We start from the raw sequence: 16,836 nt of genomic DNA, 5'->3' as shown, positions 1-16,836 counted from the left end.
TACGAAAACCCGGCCACCCGTGCGGCCAATGCCACTGACTTAATTTAAGAGAGTGAGCACGGCGTACCCGCGCCACCGATGGACGGGACTGTCCACAGTGGCCTTCATTCGGGCTCGTCACGGTCCGTGAGGGGAACCTTTGGCGCGTTGGACGCCGCGAAGGTGACCTTCACGGCGCCAACCCGGTTAACAGGAGTGACGTGCGGGGTAAGTGAGACTGATGTGACGATTAATCGTCTATTGTGGACATCAACGGCACCGGCAATCGGCCCTGCGCCGCTCGCGACCAGCCGGAATGCTTAAGTCAGTGGCATTGTCGTCGACCCTGAACGCAGGCGGAGACGGAATCTGTTACACCGGTGATCAGGTTGGGGTGTCTGGCAATTCGAGAGTTACCAACGCTCCGCCATCTTCGGCGTTGGCGAATGTGAGGGTTCCGCCAAGGACCTTTACTTGGGCGACGGCGATCGTCAGGCCAAGGCCATGGCCGGTGCCGCGATCGCTACTGCCCGTGCGGAAACGGCTTGGGCCGTCTCGAAGCAGTTCCTCCGAGAATCCCGGGCCGTGGTCTCGGACGTTCACCGAGAGGCCGTCTACCGTTACGTGGATTGGAGGTTTTCCGTGCTTGGAAGCGTTCACGAGGAGGTTGACCAAGACGCGTTCCAGGCGGCGCGGGTCCGTGCGAGCGGAGCGCTCCTCAAGCACCGAGACAACGGCTTCTGGTGCGACACCGGCAACTCGGCGGCGGACGAACTCGCCCAACGCCAACTCGGACAGCTCCGCTCGTTCGGTCGCTGTGTCCAGACGGGCGACCTCAAGAATGTCCTCGACCAATACTCGCAGCACTCGCACGCGGTCTTGGACCAATTCAGCTGGGCGAGAAGGGGGCAACAGTTCCGCTGCGCCAACCAAACCGGTCACAGGGGTGCGGAGCTCGTGGGCGATGTCCGCGGTTACCCGTTGCTCAGCGATCAGGCGTTCCTGCAACGCGTCCGCCATGCCGTCGATGGCTTGGGCCAGTTCGGCGGCTTCATCACGAGGGCGGTCACGGATGACGTCACGAACCCGGGCGGTCATATCGCCGTCGGCCACGCGGCGAGCGGCCCCTGCGGCGAGCCGCAGGCGGCGGGACAAGCGGGAGACAAGGAGTACACCGAGGACGGAACTCAGGACGACTACCGCGACCGAGCCAATCAGCAGGACCCGGTCCAGGCGGCTCAATGCCTCGTCACGGTCGGAATACGGGCTGCGTAGCGACAGCACCTTCCCGCTGGTCTCCGCTGCGGCCCAGATCCACGAGCCCTCAGGGGTTCGTTGCAGGTAAGTCGCGCGGTTTCCGCCCCGGACCGCGCTCAGCAGTTCCGGCGGAATTGTCGGGGAGTCCAATTCGCTGCCAAGGGCAGCTTGGCCCGTCAAGGCGTATTCACGGACCACCAACTGGATCCGCTGGTCCTGAAGCTGGCGGGCATCGGTGAGCTGGGTTTGCGCGAACTCTGTACGCACGAGCAAGCTCAGGGCGGTCGCTACCAAAGCGCTGACCACGGCGATCGCCGCGCTCAGCCGCCACCGCATCGAGGGTGGTAGCAGCTTCATGACCCGGTCTTCAGTTTGTAACCGAAGCCCCGCACTGTCTCAATCCGGTCCTGGCCAACCTTCGCCCGCAGCCGCTGCACGTGCACGTCAACGACCCGGGAGTCGCCACCCCACTGGTAGTCCCAAACCTGCTCAAGCAGGACATCACGGGTCAGCACGTTCCCTGGAGAGTCCACAAAGCACAGCAACAGCCGCAGCTCGGTCGGCGTCAACTCCACCGGCTGCCCAGCCACGCGGACCTCAAGGCCGTTGCGTTGTACCTCAAGGTCGCCGAAACGCAAGGGCTGCTCGTCGTTCACGGCCTCGGCCCGGCCCATCCGACGAACCACTGCCCTGATCCGCGCGACCAGCACTGTGCTGTCGAAAGGCTTTGTCACGTAGTCATCCGCCCCGGCTTCCAGGCCGAGGACGACGTCGATCGGGTCTGACCTTGCCGACATCATGATGACCGGCGTCGGGCTTTCTTCCCTGATCTGCCTGCAGAGGCTCACGCCGTTCATTCCCGGCAGCATCAGATCCAGCAGCGCCACGTCCGGGGCCTCGGCGCGGAACTTCTCGAGGCCGGTGATGCCGTCTTCGGCCACCGAGACCGTGAAACCGTCCCGTTCCAGGGAGAGCTGGGTTGTTTCCCTGATCACCGCGTCGTCTTCGACCAGCAGGATATGGGTCATCACTTGATTCGCTCGAATATCGTGCCGGTCCATTTGTAGTACGTGAAGGTTCGGGCTGACGGACAACATGACGGGTCGTTCGACCGGTACTCCCACTGGGTCACCTGCACCACACCGTCATTCTGGTCGAGAATGTAGCCCGGTTGGTCCACCGCCAGCAGGTCGACCGGCGGTTTCGCGACCACGTCGTACACATAGGTCGCCACCGAGCCGAAACGTGTGTCGATCACTTTGCCCACCGGGATTGTGGTGTCACAGTATGTGACCGCCACGATCATTTCCGCCACTCCGTCGCCGGTCAGGTCGACATAGCGGGAATCCACCGGGAATCGGCCGCTCTGCGGGCATGGCGTCAGCAAGCTCTTGATCTTGTCGGTGACCTTTGAATCCGTACGCAGCAGGGCGACCGGATCGAATGAGGGGATCACGCCACTCGGTGGCGGCGGTGTCGACGGCGGCGGTGTGACCTGGGTCGCTGGCCCTTCCACCTTGATTCCACCGGCCGTGGCACATCCGCCCAGCAGCATGAGGCACATCAGCCCTACTGCCACTCCGCGCATTCGGCCCTCCTTCGTCACTCCATTCTGCCGACGCCCACTAGCCCGGCCACTCGACTGTTACAAGCCCGCCGGAATTCTGCGGGCGGGCTGTTACACGACCGTCGGACTACCGCCGAAAAGCGTCCCTAACTTCGAAGGAGATCACGTTCTGGAAAACGTCGGGGAGTCAGGGGCCATGCTCGAGCGTCTCAAGCCGTTCCGCTATGTGGCATTAGCGGTGTTCGCGCTGGTGTCCGACACGTACGCCCGCGAGTTCCGGCCCGGCTCGATCGTGCTCACGCACTTCACCCCGAACTTCGAGAAAGACGTGGCGGCCTTCGTCACACGAGCCAGGACCAACGGCCTGACACCCGCACTACTGACGGACTGCCTGCGATGAGAACCATGAAGATCCTGTCGATCCTCACCAAGGGACTGGTCGCGACCGTCTCGTTGGCTGTGCTCGCGGTCACCGCGACCGGCTGGTGGACCTACCGGACCGCGACGACGAACCTGGCCACGGACGACGTGATCGTCCCGGACACGCCCGCGCCGACCACGAGCGGCGCGCCGACTCCGCTGCGTCAACCGCCGCAGGACACCACGATCCTGCTGGTCGGGCTGGACAGCCGCACCGACGCGCAGGGCAACCCGCTGTCTGCTGAGCAGCGTGCCGAGTTGCAGGCGGGCAACTCGACTGGTGAGCAGAACACCGACACGATGATCGTGATCCACGTTCCCGCGGATCCGACCAAAAAGGCCTGGGGTGTCTCGCTGCCGCGTGACTCCTATGTGAACATCGCGGGCGGGTTCGGCATGCACAAGCTCAACTCCGCTTATGCACGGGGAAAGAACGCCAGAGCCAGCCAGCTGCGCGGCCAGGGCGCCGATCAGGCCACTGTGGACCGTGAGTCGACCACGGCAGGCCGTCGCAACCTGATCGCCACCATCAACAACCTGACCGGTCTGCACATCGACCACTACGCCGAGATCAACCTGCTCGGGTTCAGCGAGATCACCAACGCGGTCGGCGGCGTGCCGGTGTGCCTGAACAACCCGGTACGTGACTCGTACTCGGGCGCGAACTTCCCTGCGGGACAACAGACTCTGCAGGGCGTTGACGCGCTGAAGTTCGTCCGCCAGCGGCACCAGCTGCCCAACGGCGACCTTGACCGGGTACGGCGCCAGCAGGCGTTCCTGGCTGGTCTGGCCAACCGGATGTTCAGCGCGGGCACGCTCACCGACCCGTCCAAGATCACCGGTCTTGTCGAGGCGCTGACGAAAGCCGTTGTCCTTGACAAGAACTGGGACCTGCTGTCGTTCGCGCAGCAGTTGGGTGAGCTGAGCGCGGGCAACATCACGTTCCAGACGATCCCGACCGGCCGGATCAACCTGTCGACGCCGAGTGACGGCAGTGCGGTCGAGGTCAGTCCCAACCAGGTCCGCCAGTTCGTCCAGGACCTGCTCGAACCGCCGGTACAGCAACAACAACCGCAACAGTCCAACCCGGACTCGACGAAGACCGAGAAACAGCAAAGGGTGCAGAAGATTGCCAGTGTCGAACCCATCAACGCCGGAGCGATCCCCTGTGTGGACTAGAGTTCCGCTGGTCCCAGGCTGGCTGGCAGTGCTCGGCCCTGCTGCCATCGCGGTCGGTGGTCTCATCGCGGGTGGTGTCTTCTTCCCGCTTTCGATCATCCTCGGTTGCGTTCTCGCTGCCGTACTCGCCGAACGGGCCGCGTTCTTCGCGGTCGCCGTCCAGCCGCCGCTGATCACCGCGGCCGCTGTGGCCGGTGCGGTGATCCTCGGCGAGCCTTTGCTCGACGGCGCAACGCAGTTGGCCGAGACGTTCCCGTACCTCGGTGGCACGATCGTCGCGGTGCTGGTCATCTTGGCGTTGCGGACACGGGTGCGGAAACGCCTCGTGGAAGCTGTGTAAGTCCACTTCAGACGATCTGCAGGACCGCTTTTCCGTCAACTCCGCGTGCCGACAAGGACTGTGCGGCCGTAGCGAGCTCGGTCCACGGCACCTCAAGGCCGACTTGAGCCGTCAGCGATCCGTCGGCCACAAGATCCGACAGGACTTTCAGGTCGGCGCCGAAGTCGGGACCGGACGCGTAGGACATGAAGATCTGGATCCGCGCGTTCTCGTGTCCTGGTGCGAAGTCCCGGAACGCGAACGGTGTGGCTTTGCCGGAGCTGAGTCCGAACACGACGATCAGGCCGTGCGGCGCGACCCGGCCGATCGCCTCGGACAGGCTCTCGCCGCCAACCGACTCGGTGATCAGGTCGAACGTCCCCTCAGCAGCCGCGGGGCTGCTCACAACCTCAGCGGCACCCAGCTTCAGCAACACTTTCTCGTGCTTGTCTGAGGCGACGGCCGTGACCCGCGCACCCTGCAACGCGGCCAGCTGTACCTGGTAGCGACCAACGCCACCGGCAGCGCCCGTGACCAGGACACGCTTGCCCAGCAGGCTTCCGCCCAGCCGCAATGTCCGCAGCGCAGTGGTGCCCGCGATGGGCAGCGTGGCGGCGTCGCCGAAGGAGACACGGTCGTCCAGCACCGCGATGCGGTCGGTGTCGACGGCCACGAGTTCGGCCCATCCGGAGTCATCGGCCAGCGCGACCACTCGTGTGCCCACGCTCGGCCCGGACCCGTCCTCGGCCGCCTTCTCGACGACGCCAGCGATGTCCTGACCAGGGCGCCATCCTGCGGGGCGGGTGGCCAGCAGGCGCAGCTCGCCACGGTTCAGCGAGCTCGCATGCACGCGGATCAACGCGTCGTGCGGCCCTGCGGTGGGTTCGTGGACGTCGGTCAGGCGGACGAACTCGTCCGTTCCAGGGGCATTGACCAGGGCTTTCATCATCTTTCTCCTTGACTTGCGGCTGCGCCTGCCCCTACCGTCGCATCGTTGGGAACTTTTAGTAAGGAGGTACCTCAAGGTGCCTACCCCCGCGTACAACGCCTTCAGCGCGGCCTGCCCGACCAGGGAAGTGCTGAACCTGATCTCCGGCAAATGGGTCGGCCTGACGCTGACCGCGTTGGCCCAAGGAACGCAGCGCTACGGCGAACTCGCCGGGCGCATCGGCGGCATCAGCCACAAGATGCTCACCCAGACCCTGCGCATGCTTGAGCAGAACGGCCTGGTCGAACGCAAAGTCACGCCGACCATCCCGGTCACCGTGGACTACTCGCTCACGCCATTGGGCAGCACGCTCGTGCCCGTTGTCGCCGCGGTCAAAGCGTGGGCCGAGGCCAATGTCGAGCAGGTTCGCGCCGCGGCGGCGAGCTACGAGATGCCGTTGGGCGGTGGCGCGGAGACGGCCGCGCTGGTCGCCGAACGCGCGTCGGTTTAGGCAGGCGAAAAGTTCCAGTGATCGAGAGCACCTTGCCTGGCCACTACCCCCTAGGGGTATAAATGCCGGGGTAGGCCGAAAGGGGATCTCGACATGTCACAGTCGACATACACGGTTGAGGGAATGACCTGCAACCACTGCGTCAGCTCGGTGACCGAGGAGGTCGGGCAGATCGCGGGCGTGCAGAGCGTTGACGTCGACCTGACCACCGGCACAGTGACCGTCACCAGCGATGCCGATCTGAGCGTCGACGACGTGCGGGCCGCGGTGACCGAAGCCGGTTACCAGCTCGCCAGCTAGCTAATCCCGCGCTTCCAGGGCCAGCAGCACTTCGCGCAACGCGTCGGCTGCGGCCCTTGAAGTGTGTTCCGGCACGGCTTTCAGCAGCTGTTGCTGCGCCTCCGCGGTCAGCCGGACCGCTTCCTCAGCGACCTGAACCCCTTGACGCGTCAGCTGAACCCACGAGCTGCGCGCGTCTTCTTCGTCCGCCGCACGGGAAATCAGCTCGGCTTCAGTCAGCCGACGCAGCACATTGCTTGTCCCGCCGGACGAAAGCCATAGCCTCGCAGCGAGTTCCGTCGGCTTGAGCCGGTACGGCTTGCCGGACGCCCGCAGCACCGCGAGCACGTCGAACTCCGCTTTCGTCAGCTTGAGTTTGCCCAGCACACGGCTCGCGGCCTCGTTGAGCCGCGCGTACACCGACCCCGCCCGTTTGCCGAGCTCCAGCTCGATCCCGAGGACGCCGGGAAGCTCCACATCCCACGCCGCGACGACCCCGTCGACCTGGTCACCCATGGTCCACAGAATACCTTGCGCCCTGAAAGCTTTCGAGATAGCTTTCTGAAAAGCTTTTGCGAAAGCAGGGCGCCTCGGATGAGTTCGACAACAAGGTCGAAATCTGCGCCCGTTGTTACTGGAGGCAGTCATGAGTGTGGTGTTCAAGGGTGGGTACGTCCTCGGCCATGGCATAGCCGATCTGCTCATCGAGAACGGCATCATCCAGGCGATAGGCGACGATCTGCCTGGCAAACGCGCGATCAACGCGTCCGGCAAGCTGCTCGTCCCCGGCTTCGTCGACACGCACCGGCACATGGCCCAGGCGCCGCTGCGCGGGTTCGGTCCGGACATGACCCTCGGCTACTACATGCAGCAGGTCGTCCAGCACGTCGGCGCGAGCATGAGCGTCCTGGACGTGCGCAACAGCCTGAAACTGGCCGCGGCCGAGGCGATGAACGCCGGTGTGACAACGGTTCTGGACTGGAGTTCGGTGTCGGATCCTGAGCAGGTCGACGCGGCGATCGAGGTGTTGCACCAGACCGGGTTGCGAGTCGTGTTCGGACACAGCAACCCGGACGACATGCATCCCCAAGCGGATGCGGTGGCTTCACTGGGCCCGGATTACCTTCCGGTTGACGACGTCGCTCGGCACATCGGGCTGGCGCGCGACCGCGGCCTGATCACGTCGATGCACGTCGGCGGCCAACAGGGCGGCGGTGTCCGTAAGCTGCACGATGCCGGGCTGCTGGGTCCTGACCTGCATTTTGTGCACGGCAACCGTCTTGAGGACGACGAGTTCAAGATGCTCGTCGACTACGGCTCGACGCTCACGGTTACGCCGGTCACCGAGCTGATGATGGGTCACGGCGACCTGGCGTACCGACGGTTCGCCGAGGCGGGCGGGGAACCCGCGCTCGGCGTGGACGTCGAGAGCGGCAATCTGCCGGACATGTTCAGCGAGATGCGTGCCGGGTTGATGGCCGAGCGTGCCACGGGTCCGCTCGCCGCACGCGACCTGCTGCAGGCAGCGACCATCAACGGCGCCAAGGCAATCGGGCTCGGCGATGCGATCGGGTCACTGGAGGTCGGAAAGCAGGCCGACATCGTCCTGCTGAGCGGCCTTGAGCACTTGTTCGGCGAGGACCCCGAGGTGCTCGAAGGCGCGGTGGCCACCAGTGTGGGGACCGAGGACGTGCACACCGTCCTGATCGACGGCACAGTGGTCAAACTGGACGGTGTGCTGGTCGATCACGACCTGCGTGAGCTGCGTGAACTCACGCTGCGGATCGCACGCCGGACACTGGCTGCGGCCGGCTGATCCCCGAGACGGCGCAGTACACGTCCTCGAAGGTCGTCAGCGTCCGGCCGATGTCGTGGTGCTCGATCATCTGGCGGCTGGCACTGCCCATCGCGGCGGTCAGCGCGGGGTCACGGAAGACCTCGTCGATCGCCGCGGCCAGGATCGCCACATTACCTGGCGGGAAACGGAATCCGTTGACACCCGGGTCGCACAGGTGCGGCAGGGCCATCGCATCCGCCACGACGACAGGCAATCCGGCGGCCATGGCCTCCATTGTGGCCAGACTTTGCAGTTCGGCCGTGCCTGGCATGCAGAACAGGTCGGCGCGCTGATAGGCGCGGACAAGCTCCTCATCGGACACAAAACCGAGGAAATCGATGCGGTCACGCACTTTGAGGCTGTCCGCGAGCGCGGTCAGCTTCTCCCGGCATGAACCGTCGCCGACGATCTCGGCACGTACTTCCGGCAGCCGGGCGACCGCTTTGATCAGCTCGTCGAGGTTCTTCTCCTCGTCGAGCCTGCCGACGAACAGCACCTGCTTGCCACTGGTTTGCCTGGCCGGATAGTGGTCGAGGTCGATCCCGCACGAGATCGCGCGCGGCGAGCCCGGCAAACCATTGGCAGTCAACAATTCCACCGCGCGCGGCGTGGGGGCAGTGACGAGGTCGGCGGTGCGGAAGACCTTGACCAGGTCCCGCCATGCCCACCGCACGGCCGCGGCACGCACAGGCTTGGGAATCGGGACGTAGCCGATGAGGTTCTCCGGCATGAAGTGATTCGTTGCGATCACAGGGATTCCGTGCCTCTGTGCCGCACGCAGAACCGCTCGGCCGACCGGGAAGTGTGACTGGACATGCACGACGTCCGGTTGGATGCGCTGGATCATCTCCTCGGCTTCCTTGGCGGCCTGCCAGGGCAACGAGATCCGGAACGTCGGATGGAACGGCGTTCGCTTGGACGTCACGGGATGCATCGTGATTGCCCCATCGTCTACCGGCACGGCGTGTTGCGGGCAGGCCACGTGCACGTCGTGACCGCGTTCGGCAAGCCCGTGTGCCAGTCGGCCAGCGAAGTTCGCCGCGCCGTTGATATCGGGCGGGAACGTGTCCGCGCCGATCAGAATCCGCAGCTGGCCGTTCTTTGCGAGCCCGTTCTTTGCGAGCACAGTCTTCTCCTTGGGTTGAGGATCTTTGGCCAGCGCTAGCACGCCGACGACGGACAGCAGGGCGAACCCAGCCAAGGCGAAGGCTTGGACAGGTGTGAAAAGCGCGGCTTCGCCGTAGACCCACAGGCCGACAGCGACAGCCGTGAACGGGTCGAGCACAGTCGTGCTCGCGATCACAGTGGACGTCGAACCGACCGCGTACGCCTGATGCACGAGCCAGCCGCCGATCAGGATCAGCGCGACCGACTCAGCACCGAGAACGAGCATCAGTGAGAAGTCCCCGGAGATGTTCACAGTGGCCGCGCGGATCAACGCCGAGCCTATGCCGAACATCACCGCCGCGGAACTGGCCAGCAGCAGGCAGTTTCGTACAACCAAAGCAAGGCAAGCGAACCCGAACGCGCCAAGCACGAAAAGCTGGATGCCTCCAGTTTGGACACCGGACATGTCGGCCCCAGCCGTGGCGGCGATCAACACGAACCCGGCCGTCCCCACCCCAACCAGTACCACGGCGATGGTTTGCCGTGAAGGCCACCTTCGCGGCGTCTGACCTGGATTCACCGTTGATCTTGGGTTGTGGTTGTGGTGGTGGGTGGTTGTGGTGGTGGGCTGGTGGTGTGTGGTGTGGTCGTGTGGGAGTTGCTGGTCTGCCCAGCTTTTCCACTGTGGTCTTTCGGGTTGGGCCTGGTCAGGCGGGTGGTTAGGGGTTCAGGCGGGGTGGGGTGGGGCGTGGATGGTGGTGAATAGTTGGGTGAAGTCGGTGGCCCAGGGCCAGTCTTGTGGTAGTCGCAGGGTGATGTGGCGGGCGGTGCGGGTGACGCGGGCGGCGATGGTGATCAACCGGCGGCGCAGGGTGGTCAGGCGTGTTCGGGCGTGGGTGGGGCCGGCCAGGGTTGCGGTGGCGCGGAGGAGGTTGTGGGTCAGGGCGGCCAGGGAGAGCCAGGCGGCGTTGGCGGCGAACAGTCCGGACGGGAAGTGGGCCAGTGGGCCGGCGGCCAGTTCGGCGAAGACGTGTTCGATCGCGCCGCTGCGTTGGTCGTGCAGACGCCAGGCGGTGGCCGTGTCGAAGCCGGCCGTGTCGGGCTCGGTGGTGTCGGGCCTGGTGGTGGCGGGCCTGGTGGTGGCGGGCCTGGTGGTGTCGGGCCTGGTGGTGGCGGGCTTGGTGGTGGTGGGTGGGAGGTTGGTGGACACCGCGTGGTAGCGCCTGGCTGGGAACAACTCGCCCTGCTCGTCGCGGGTGGTGATCCGGGTCCGGCGGACCAGTAGCCGGGCGGTGGTTTTCTGGCCGGGGTTGACGGTCGGGTTGGTGAACGCGGTATGGCTGGTCTCGGCGATCTGGGCGGTGTGGATCAGCTGCCCGGTGTGCGGGTCGAGGACCGGGTCGCGGTAGGTGTGCTGCTGCCAGGCGTGCTCGCTGATCGCGTCGATCGCCTCCCGGATCGCGGAATGTTGTGGGGCGGTGATGGAGAACCAGACCCCCTTCCCGCACCAGCATCGTGATCAATTCCCCGACATAGAACCCGGAATCGCCGCGTACCAGCAGCGGCCCGGTCGCGCCCGCGGCGCGGGCGGTGCCCAGCGCGCGCCGGGCCAGCGAGCTCACCGCGCGGCGGGTATCGGCGTTGCCACCCCGTAACCGGGTCGCCACGATCACCGGCCTGCCCGCCGCTGTGGTCAGGGTCGCGGCCAGCGTGTTCAACCCCAACACCCCGGTATAGCCGAACGCGGCCCCGTCTTTGCCCCGCCCGTAGACCTGGCTGATTTTCGAGTCCAGATCCAGCAACCCCAACCGGTCGGCCCCCGCCAGCAGCGGCGTCAGCTCCGCCAAGCGGGCCAGCAGCCGGGCGGAGAGTTTCTCCAGTTGAGCGACATGACCCATGCTGAACCAGCGCAGGAACGTGCCCACAGTGGACGGTGCGCGGATCCCGGTGAACAACCCCGCCATCCCGCCATGCCGCACCAGGTCCAGATCACTGATCGAGTCCGCGCCCGCGGCCATCCCGGCCACGATCGTGCTGATCTTCGCGCCCGCGTTCGCCCCGACCGGACCACCCAGCCGGACCAGCTCACCGGCCAGATCCGACAACCCCGCGTCCTCGGCCAGCCGCATCACCGCCACCAGCCCCGCGTGCGACACCAATCCCGGATCGTCGAACCTCACCGACACCGCGCCACGCGTATGCGATGCTTTCACTCAGCAGATGCCCTCTCACTCGGTCCGATATGTTTCTGTCATAAGAACAATCGTCCCAAGTCAGAGGGCATCTGCCCGTCCACGACACGACCAACCCACCAAGATCTTCGGTGAATCCAGGTCTGACGCCCCGAATCTTCCCCTCGCGCGGAGAACAGGACCGTCAGCACGAGGCTCAGCACACCAATTGGCTGAACAATCACCAGCGGTGCCAACCACAACGCGACAACGTGCAGACCGGCACCGAGAACCGCGAGCGAGGTCCCGACCAACCACCGGCGTGACTTCAATACCCGCAGGGAGAACCCGCTTTCCTGGACCGCGCCGTGCTGCATCGCGACCGACAGGGCGAAGCAGCACGCGGCCACGACCGCGAGCAGCACGGCGAGAGCGATCATCGGGCGGCCCTCCGGATGGTCAACGCGAGCACGACAACCAGCGCGACTTCAGCGGCCAACGCGAACCGCTCAAGCAATCCCTGCGGCAGCCACGTGACGAACTGGGCTACTCCGAACGAAGTCGCAGTCAGCACACCGACGACCGCGACCCCGCGCAACCGGCTGGCCGTCACCATCCACACAGGATGGTCACGCAGTGACCTCGCCAACAGCCAGCAGGCCACCGGAAGGGAGGTAAGGAAGACCGCACCGACAAACCGGTGAATCTCGCCAGCGACCGTCGACACATCGACACTCGGGTTGCCAGGGAAGACGGCGACAAGGGCCAGTCCGACGAACCAGAGTCCGAACAGGACCTTCACAAGGCCGGAATGTGGCACTCCCGCCCTGGTCAGGCCGGTCGCGACGGCGAAACCGCCGCTCATCAGCAGCAGCACCGACAGCACGAACGCGACACCGTTGTAGTGGACGTAGTCACTGACTGGGTCGAAGATCGGGCTGACCTGCTGGACCAGGGCGATGTTCAGGTACGCGACGAGCAGCATGGCGCCTGCCGCCGTGGTCACGGCGATCCGGCTCAGGTGCAGCACTGGGTTCACGCATCCGAGGCTAGGAAGCCGTAGGCAAACGGATGGTTAGCCCGGGTTACCGGAAGGCTGTCGTTTGAGTCGCTAGTGTGAGGTTTGTGGCCACACTGCTTCTTGTGGAAGACGACCGGACCATCGGTGAGGCGCTGGACTCGAGCCTGCGGCTGCACGGCTACGACGTCTGCTGGGCTCAAGCCGGTGCGTTGGCGCTGCACCAAGCCCAGCGAACGGCGTTCGATCTGGTGCTGCTCGACCTTGGCCTGCCCGACCTCGACGGGGTCGAAGTGTGCCGCAGGCTGCGCACGATGCAGCCGCAGGCCGTGCTGGTGATCGTGACCGCACGCCAGGACGAGATGGACGTGGTGGTCGGCCTGGAGGCAGGCGCCGACGACTACCTCGTCAAACCCGTACGGCTGGGCGAACTGCTGGCAAGGGTACGCGCGCACCTGCGGCGCGGGCCTTCGAGCGCACGCCACACCATCTCAGTCGGTGAATTGTTGGTCGACACCGCGAGCAGGCAGGTGACCGTGTGCGGGCAGGAGGTCGCGTTGCGGGCCAAGGAGTTCGACCTGCTGGCCCGGCTGGCCGACGCGGTTGGATCGGCGGTCAGCCGGGACACACTGATGACCGAAGTATGGGACGAGCACTGGTACGGCTCGACCAAGACCCTCGATGTCCACATCGCGGCGCTGCGGCGCAAACTGGCCGCCGTCGCGTCGTCACCGGAGCAGGCGCCGCGCATCTCGACGCTGCGTGGCCACGGCTACCGGTTGGAACGTCCGGCGGGCTGATCCATGCGCAGACGAATAGTCATTCTGGCCACGATGGCGGCGGTGATCGCCACGACACTGTTCGGCGTGCCGCTCGCGGTGTTCGTCGGCAGAGGCAACTGGGACAACGAGCGTACCGACCTGGAACGCGTCGCAACCGCGTCCGCATTGGCAGTCGCCAACGATTTGTCCGGGTCTGCCACGCCCCAGTTGCCGCTCGTTCCCACGGACGTCATCCTCGGCCTCTACACCCCGACTGGTGAGTTGCGGGCGGGCAGAGGACCGTCCGTAGCGGACCGCACGGTGCAACGCGCCACCAATGGCTATATCGACGCGACGGACGCGAAAGACGCGATCGTGATCGCGATTCCGATCATGGACGAAGGCCAGTTGCTCGGCGTCATGCGGGCGATGAAGACCCATACGACCGCCACAGCGAACACGATTTCCGCCTCGCTGGCCATGTTCGGGTGTGCGATCCTCGCGGTCGCCTTGACCTGGTTGCTGGCGCGTCGGATGGCCGCACGACTGGCCCGACCGTTGGAAGACCTGTCGGTAGCGGCGAAAGTGTTGGGAGAGGGCGACTTCACGGTCCGAGCCCGGCAAAGCGGAGTGCCGGAGATCGACTCGGTCGGGACGTCGCTGAACAACACGGCCCAGCGCATCGGGGACACGTTGGACCGCGAACGGTCGTTCTCCGCGAACGCCTCGCACCAGCTCCGCACTCCCCTAGCCGGATTGCGGCTGCAGTTGGAGGGAGCGCTTGAGTCCCCTCAGGACCCACGACCCGCGATCCGCAAAGGTATTGACGCCATCGACCGTCTGGACAGGACAGTCAACGACCTGTTGTCGTTGGCACGGGACGAGAACTGCGCACCAGTTGCGGACCTGGACGCGCTGCTGGCCGACGTCGAAGCGACGTGGCGAGAACCACTGGCTTCAATGGGACGGTCCTTGGAGATCAGTGTGAATGGGGCGCCAGCACCCAGGGCAGCCGAGGCCGGATTCCGGCAGATCCTGAATGTCTTGGTGGACAACGCCTTCACCCACGGTTCGGGCACTGTGCGGGTGCTCGCCAGGGACGCTGGCGGCGCGCTGGCCGTTGACGTGTCCGACGAAGGCTCAGGAGTACAGCCGGGCGTTGACGTGTTCACGCGACGCGCCGACGTCCACAACGGACACGGCATCGGCCTGGCGTTGGCTCGCAGCCTTGCCGAAGCAGACGGCGGGCGGTTGATGCACGCCGACGGCTCGACTTTTACGCTGCTGTTGCCGTCAGCAATGGAATCAGCTGATCCTCCGCCGTGAGCGACCCGTGCTGGCCGTTCAACGCAGACAACCTCGACTCCACTTTGGAGCGCGTGATCGCCGCATTGCCCTGTGCCGCAACGACCAAGTCACCGATGCGACCGCGTGCGTAATCCGCCACGCTCGGCCCGAACCACCCAGCCGCGATCGCCTCGTCCCTGGTCAGCATCCACGCGTGCTCGCCGACCAACGAGCCCCACGCGGCGTGAACATCAGTCAGCGCCCCGGGTTGGGTGTACACGTGCCGGACTCGTGGCTCGCCGCCGAGCATCCGGACACCGTTACGGAGTTCAGGAATTCCGTCGAAGTCGATCCGGTCGTTCTCCCCCACCGCCACCATGCCGTGATCGGCCGTGACGACAAGCATTCCGTCCGGCGGCAGTTCTTCGGCAATGGTCTGAGCCAGCCGGTCCACCTGCCGCAACTGGAATCGCCATGCCCGGCTACCCGGCCCGAACACGTGCCCGAGCAGGTCCAGTTCGGAGTGGTACGCGTAGCAGAACGCACGGTCACCGCCTGCCAAGGCATCCACAGCGCTGACAGCCAGATCACCGAGCGCCATCACGCCATCCAGATCGCCGCCACGGAACGCGGCCCTGGTCAGCCCGCTGCCTTCGAACATCCGCTGAGTCGCCAAACGCACGCACACACCACTGTCCGCCGCGCGTTGGAACATCGTTTCGACCGGCTGGAACTCCTCGGGCACGTACTTCTCCCGGAAGTCCTCATTGCGGCCACCGGCGTGCAAACCCCAGCTCAGTGCGTTGATCAGCTCATCGTCCGACGCGGCGAAGGAATAACCGACGATCCCATGAGTACCGGAGGGGACGCCTGTGCCGATGGTCGTCAGGCTCGTGGCCGTTGTCGCCGGGAAGCCTGCCGTAATCTCGTTGCCTGCCAAGCTGTTGAGGAACGGCGCGTCCTCAGGGTGCGCGCGAAGCTGTGGCCAGCCAAGACCGTCGACCAGCAGCAGGCAGACTTTCCTTGCCTCGGGCAAGGAAACGGTCGCGGACACACCGGGCACGCCAAGCCCTGCCATGATCGACGGGACCACGTCGGACAGTGCACCCGCGCCATAGTTCGGTATCAAGGGCGAAGCCATGATCCCAACTTAGCCGAACAACATCTTCAGTTCAGCCGGAGCCACCTGCTCGAGTTGCGCATAGGTGCAGGATTCCGGCGTCCGGTCCGGCCGGAAGCGCACCAGGCGGCTGCCGTGCCGGAACCGCCAGCCCTGCAAATGTTCATAACGGACCTCGGCAACCCACTCGGGCCGCAGCGGCTCCCATGACAAGTCTTTGCCGACCGACCAACGGCTGTACCCCAGGCCCTCGGTCTGCGCCTCTGCCCACTTGCGCCACGGGTGATCTTCCAGCGCGTTCTCTCGCAACGGCGCCAACTCGTCCACGAGTTCACGGCGGCGGGCCGCGGTGAAACTGGTTGCCACGCCGACCGGTAGCAACTTGCCTTCGTCATCAAACAGCCCGAGCAGCAAGGAGCCCACGGACTCGCCGTCCTTGTGCCACCGAAACCCTGTCACGACGCAGTCGGCTGTCCGAACGTGCTTGACCTTCCACATCACGCGTTTGTCCGGCAGGTACGGCTGATCCATCGGTTTGGCCATCACGCCGTCGAATCCGGCCCCTTCGAACCGGGTGAACCAGTCCTGGGCGACGTCCGGATCCGTGGTGATCGGTGTCAGGTGCACGCGTGCGAGCTTGTCGTCGAGCACGCTTTCCAGCAGCCGCCTGCGCTGCGCGAACGACTCGTCCAGCAACGAACGGTCATCGAGAGCCAGCAGGTCGAAGGCGACAAAGCTGGCCGGTGTCTCCTCGGCCAGCTTGTTCACCCGCGATGCCGCCGGGTGCAGGCGCAGCTGGAGCGCCTCGAAATCCAGGCCGGTGTCCGAGACCAGGACGATCTCACCGTCCACTACACACCGTTGCGGCAGGGCTGCGCGCAGTAGGTCGACCAGTTCCGGGAAGTACCGGGTCAGCGGCCGGTCGTTGCGCGAGCCCAGCTCGATCTCGTCGCCGTCCCGGAACACGATGCACCGGAACCCGTCCCATTTCGGCTCGTAGCTCAGCCCTGGCGTGCGCGGGACGTCGTGCACGGCCTTCGAGAGCATCGGTTTCACCGGTGGCATCACGGGTAGGTCCACGCCTGGAACACTAAAG

20 protein-coding genes and 1 pseudogene are annotated in these 16,836 nt (G+C 65.4%); 9 read left to right on the top strand and 12 right to left on the bottom strand.

What is annotated here, in order from left to right:
• Window positions 1-363: 363 nt before the first annotated feature.
• From LWC34_RS28930 to LWC34_RS28920, 3 genes are read right to left on the bottom strand one after another with little or no spacing between them, the layout of a single operon-like run.
• Complete coding sequence (locus tag LWC34_RS28930; RefSeq protein WP_233728252.1) at window positions 364-1,593, bottom strand: sensor histidine kinase; 1,230 nt, start codon at window positions 1,591-1,593, stop codon at window positions 364-366.
• The gene (gene cseB / locus LWC34_RS28925) at window positions 1,590-2,264 is read right to left on the bottom strand and encodes a two-component system response regulator CseB (protein WP_284051658.1); all 675 of its coding nucleotides are present in this window, start codon (window positions 2,262-2,264) and stop codon (window positions 1,590-1,592) included. The genes LWC34_RS28930 and cseB overlap by 4 nt, the downstream gene beginning before the upstream one ends.
• Window positions 2,264-2,824 (bottom strand): LppP/LprE family lipoprotein, encoded by a 561-nt coding sequence (locus tag LWC34_RS28920; RefSeq protein WP_233728250.1) that lies wholly within the window; start codon window positions 2,822-2,824, stop codon window positions 2,264-2,266. Before LWC34_RS28920 ends, cseB begins: the two co-directional genes overlap by 1 nt.
• A 175-nt stretch (window positions 2,825-2,999) precedes the next feature.
• Here LWC34_RS28920 and LWC34_RS28915 point away from each other — a divergent pair, with 175 nt between their 5' ends.
• Genes LWC34_RS28915 through LWC34_RS28905 form a run of 3 tightly spaced genes read left to right on the top strand, consistent with a single transcriptional unit; the run spans window position 3,000 to window position 4,742 of the window.
• On the top strand, window positions 3,000-3,203 hold the full coding sequence (locus tag LWC34_RS28915; RefSeq protein ID WP_233728249.1) for a hypothetical protein: 204 nt from the start codon (window positions 3,000-3,002) through the stop codon (window positions 3,201-3,203).
• 5 nt (window positions 3,204-3,208) lie between these two features.
• Window positions 3,209-4,402, top strand: coding sequence for an LCP family protein (locus tag LWC34_RS28910; protein WP_233728248.1), 1,194 nt, complete (start codon window positions 3,209-3,211; stop codon window positions 4,400-4,402).
• Window positions 4,392-4,742, top strand: coding sequence for a DUF6542 domain-containing protein (locus LWC34_RS28905; RefSeq protein ID WP_233728247.1), 351 nt, complete (start codon window positions 4,392-4,394; stop codon window positions 4,740-4,742). Before LWC34_RS28910 ends, LWC34_RS28905 begins: the two co-directional genes overlap by 11 nt.
• Before the next feature lie 7 nt (window positions 4,743-4,749).
• Here the strand turns inward: LWC34_RS28905 and LWC34_RS28900 are convergent, their stop codons facing one another.
• The gene (locus LWC34_RS28900) at window positions 4,750-5,667 is read right to left on the bottom strand and encodes a zinc-binding dehydrogenase (protein WP_233728246.1); all 918 of its coding nucleotides are present in this window, start codon (window positions 5,665-5,667) and stop codon (window positions 4,750-4,752) included.
• A gap of 79 nt (window positions 5,668-5,746) precedes the next feature.
• Between LWC34_RS28900 and LWC34_RS28895 the strand changes: the two genes are divergently transcribed.
• Window positions 5,747-6,160, top strand: coding sequence for a winged helix-turn-helix transcriptional regulator (locus tag LWC34_RS28895; protein ID WP_233728245.1), 414 nt, complete (start codon window positions 5,747-5,749; stop codon window positions 6,158-6,160).
• A gap of 93 nt (window positions 6,161-6,253) precedes the next feature.
• Window positions 6,254-6,460, top strand: a complete 207-nt coding sequence (locus tag LWC34_RS28890) for a heavy-metal-associated domain-containing protein (protein WP_233728244.1) — start codon at window positions 6,254-6,256, stop codon at window positions 6,458-6,460.
• Here LWC34_RS28890 and LWC34_RS28885 read toward each other — a convergent pair whose 3' ends face one another.
• Window positions 6,461-6,955 carry a MarR family winged helix-turn-helix transcriptional regulator gene (locus LWC34_RS28885; protein ID WP_233728243.1) on the bottom strand — a complete coding sequence of 165 codons (495 nt, stop codon included), beginning with the start codon at window positions 6,953-6,955 and terminating at the stop codon, window positions 6,461-6,463.
• A gap of 130 nt (window positions 6,956-7,085) precedes the next feature.
• Between LWC34_RS28885 and LWC34_RS28880 the strand changes: the two genes are divergently transcribed.
• Entirely contained in the window at window positions 7,086-8,255 is a 1,170-nt protein-coding gene (locus LWC34_RS28880) for an amidohydrolase family protein (RefSeq protein WP_233728242.1), read from the top strand.
• On the opposite strand, the gene LWC34_RS28875 is transcribed toward LWC34_RS28880, so the two are convergent.
• On the bottom strand, window positions 8,212-9,912 hold the full coding sequence (locus tag LWC34_RS28875; protein ID WP_233728241.1) for a glycosyltransferase: 1,701 nt from the start codon (window positions 9,910-9,912) through the stop codon (window positions 8,212-8,214). The genes LWC34_RS28880 and LWC34_RS28875 overlap by 44 nt on opposite strands.
• A gap of 198 nt (window positions 9,913-10,110) precedes the next feature.
• Window positions 10,111-10,593 carry a transposase gene (locus LWC34_RS57140; RefSeq protein WP_308200147.1) on the bottom strand — a complete coding sequence of 161 codons (483 nt, stop codon included), beginning with the start codon at window positions 10,591-10,593 and terminating at the stop codon, window positions 10,111-10,113.
• A 126-nt stretch (window positions 10,594-10,719) separates the two neighbouring features.
• Here LWC34_RS57140 and LWC34_RS28865 point away from each other — a divergent pair, with 126 nt between their 5' ends.
• Window positions 10,720-10,902, top strand: coding sequence for a hypothetical protein (locus LWC34_RS28865; RefSeq protein WP_233722972.1), 183 nt, complete (start codon window positions 10,720-10,722; stop codon window positions 10,900-10,902).
• 40 nt (window positions 10,903-10,942) lie between these two features.
• Here LWC34_RS28865 and LWC34_RS58915 read toward each other — a convergent pair.
• The 3 genes and pseudogenes from LWC34_RS58915 to LWC34_RS28850 all read right to left on the bottom strand — a co-directional run.
• Window positions 10,943-11,521 (bottom strand): annotated as a pseudogene (locus LWC34_RS58915) (transposase family protein); the annotation flags it as partial.
• Between the two features lie 113 nt (window positions 11,522-11,634).
• Window positions 11,635-11,994, bottom strand: coding sequence for a hypothetical protein (locus tag LWC34_RS28855; RefSeq protein WP_233728240.1), 360 nt, complete (start codon window positions 11,992-11,994; stop codon window positions 11,635-11,637).
• On the bottom strand, window positions 11,991-12,593 hold the full coding sequence (locus tag LWC34_RS28850; RefSeq protein WP_233728239.1) for a DUF998 domain-containing protein: 603 nt from the start codon (window positions 12,591-12,593) through the stop codon (window positions 11,991-11,993). The genes LWC34_RS28855 and LWC34_RS28850 overlap by 4 nt, the downstream gene beginning before the upstream one ends.
• Window positions 12,594-12,679: 86 nt before the next feature.
• Here LWC34_RS28850 and LWC34_RS28845 point away from each other — a divergent pair, with 86 nt between their 5' ends.
• A complete protein-coding gene (locus LWC34_RS28845; protein ID WP_233728238.1) occupies window positions 12,680-13,372 on the top strand; it encodes a response regulator transcription factor in 693 nt (230 codons plus the stop codon).
• Between the two features lie 3 nt (window positions 13,373-13,375).
• Complete coding sequence (locus LWC34_RS28840; protein ID WP_233728237.1) at window positions 13,376-14,659, top strand: HAMP domain-containing sensor histidine kinase; 1,284 nt, start codon at window positions 13,376-13,378, stop codon at window positions 14,657-14,659.
• On the opposite strand, the gene LWC34_RS28835 is transcribed toward LWC34_RS28840, so the two are convergent.
• Together LWC34_RS28835 and LWC34_RS28830 are read right to left on the bottom strand one after the other, a co-directional pair.
• The gene (locus LWC34_RS28835) at window positions 14,610-15,761 is read right to left on the bottom strand and encodes an alkaline phosphatase family protein (protein ID WP_233728236.1); all 1,152 of its coding nucleotides are present in this window, start codon (window positions 15,759-15,761) and stop codon (window positions 14,610-14,612) included. The genes LWC34_RS28840 and LWC34_RS28835 overlap by 50 nt on opposite strands.
• A gap of 9 nt (window positions 15,762-15,770) precedes the next feature.
• Window positions 15,771-16,820: an ATP-dependent DNA ligase gene (locus tag LWC34_RS28830; RefSeq protein ID WP_233728235.1), complete on the bottom strand. Its 1,050-nt coding sequence runs from the start codon at window positions 16,818-16,820 to the stop codon at window positions 15,771-15,773.
• Between the last annotated feature and the right edge of the window lie 16 nt (window positions 16,821-16,836).

This window comes from Kibdelosporangium philippinense, assembly GCF_021390435.2.
Classification (GTDB): Bacteria; Actinomycetota; Actinomycetes; order Mycobacteriales; family Pseudonocardiaceae; genus Kibdelosporangium; species Kibdelosporangium philippinense.
The sequence above is the reverse complement of the archived record's forward strand: the minus strand, read 5'-3'. Positions and strand labels throughout refer to the sequence as shown.

What these genes read in the sequence shown, in the direction of transcription:
- LWC34_RS28930 (WP_233728252.1), bottom strand. Translation starts at nt 1,593, where the DNA reads ATGAAGCTGCTACCACCCTCGATGCGGTGGCGGCTGAGCGCGGCGATC.
- LWC34_RS28910 (WP_233728248.1), top strand. Translation starts at nt 3,209, where the DNA reads ATGAAGATCCTGTCGATCCTCACCAAGGGACTGGTCGCGACCGTCTCG.
- LWC34_RS28865 (WP_233722972.1), top strand. Translation starts at nt 10,720, where the DNA reads ATGGCTGGTCTCGGCGATCTGGGCGGTGTGGATCAGCTGCCCGGTGTG.
- LWC34_RS28880 (WP_233728242.1), top strand. Translation starts at nt 7,086, where the DNA reads ATGAGTGTGGTGTTCAAGGGTGGGTACGTCCTCGGCCATGGCATAGCC.
- cseB (WP_284051658.1), bottom strand. Translation starts at nt 2,264, where the DNA reads ATGACCCATATCCTGCTGGTCGAAGACGACGCGGTGATCAGGGAAACA.
- LWC34_RS28855 (WP_233728240.1), bottom strand. Translation starts at nt 11,994, where the DNA reads ATGATCGCTCTCGCCGTGCTGCTCGCGGTCGTGGCCGCGTGCTGCTTC.
- LWC34_RS28900 (WP_233728246.1), bottom strand. Translation starts at nt 5,667, where the DNA reads ATGAAAGCCCTGGTCAATGCCCCTGGAACGGACGAGTTCGTCCGCCTG.
- LWC34_RS28915 (WP_233728249.1), top strand. Translation starts at nt 3,000, where the DNA reads ATGCTCGAGCGTCTCAAGCCGTTCCGCTATGTGGCATTAGCGGTGTTC.
- LWC34_RS28885 (WP_233728243.1), bottom strand. Translation starts at nt 6,955, where the DNA reads ATGGGTGACCAGGTCGACGGGGTCGTCGCGGCGTGGGATGTGGAGCTT.
- LWC34_RS28920 (WP_233728250.1), bottom strand. Translation starts at nt 2,824, where the DNA reads ATGCGCGGAGTGGCAGTAGGGCTGATGTGCCTCATGCTGCTGGGCGGA.
- LWC34_RS28835 (WP_233728236.1), bottom strand. Translation starts at nt 15,761, where the DNA reads ATGGCTTCGCCCTTGATACCGAACTATGGCGCGGGTGCACTGTCCGAC.
- LWC34_RS28840 (WP_233728237.1), top strand. Translation starts at nt 13,376, where the DNA reads ATGCGCAGACGAATAGTCATTCTGGCCACGATGGCGGCGGTGATCGCC.
- LWC34_RS28890 (WP_233728244.1), top strand. Translation starts at nt 6,254, where the DNA reads ATGTCACAGTCGACATACACGGTTGAGGGAATGACCTGCAACCACTGC.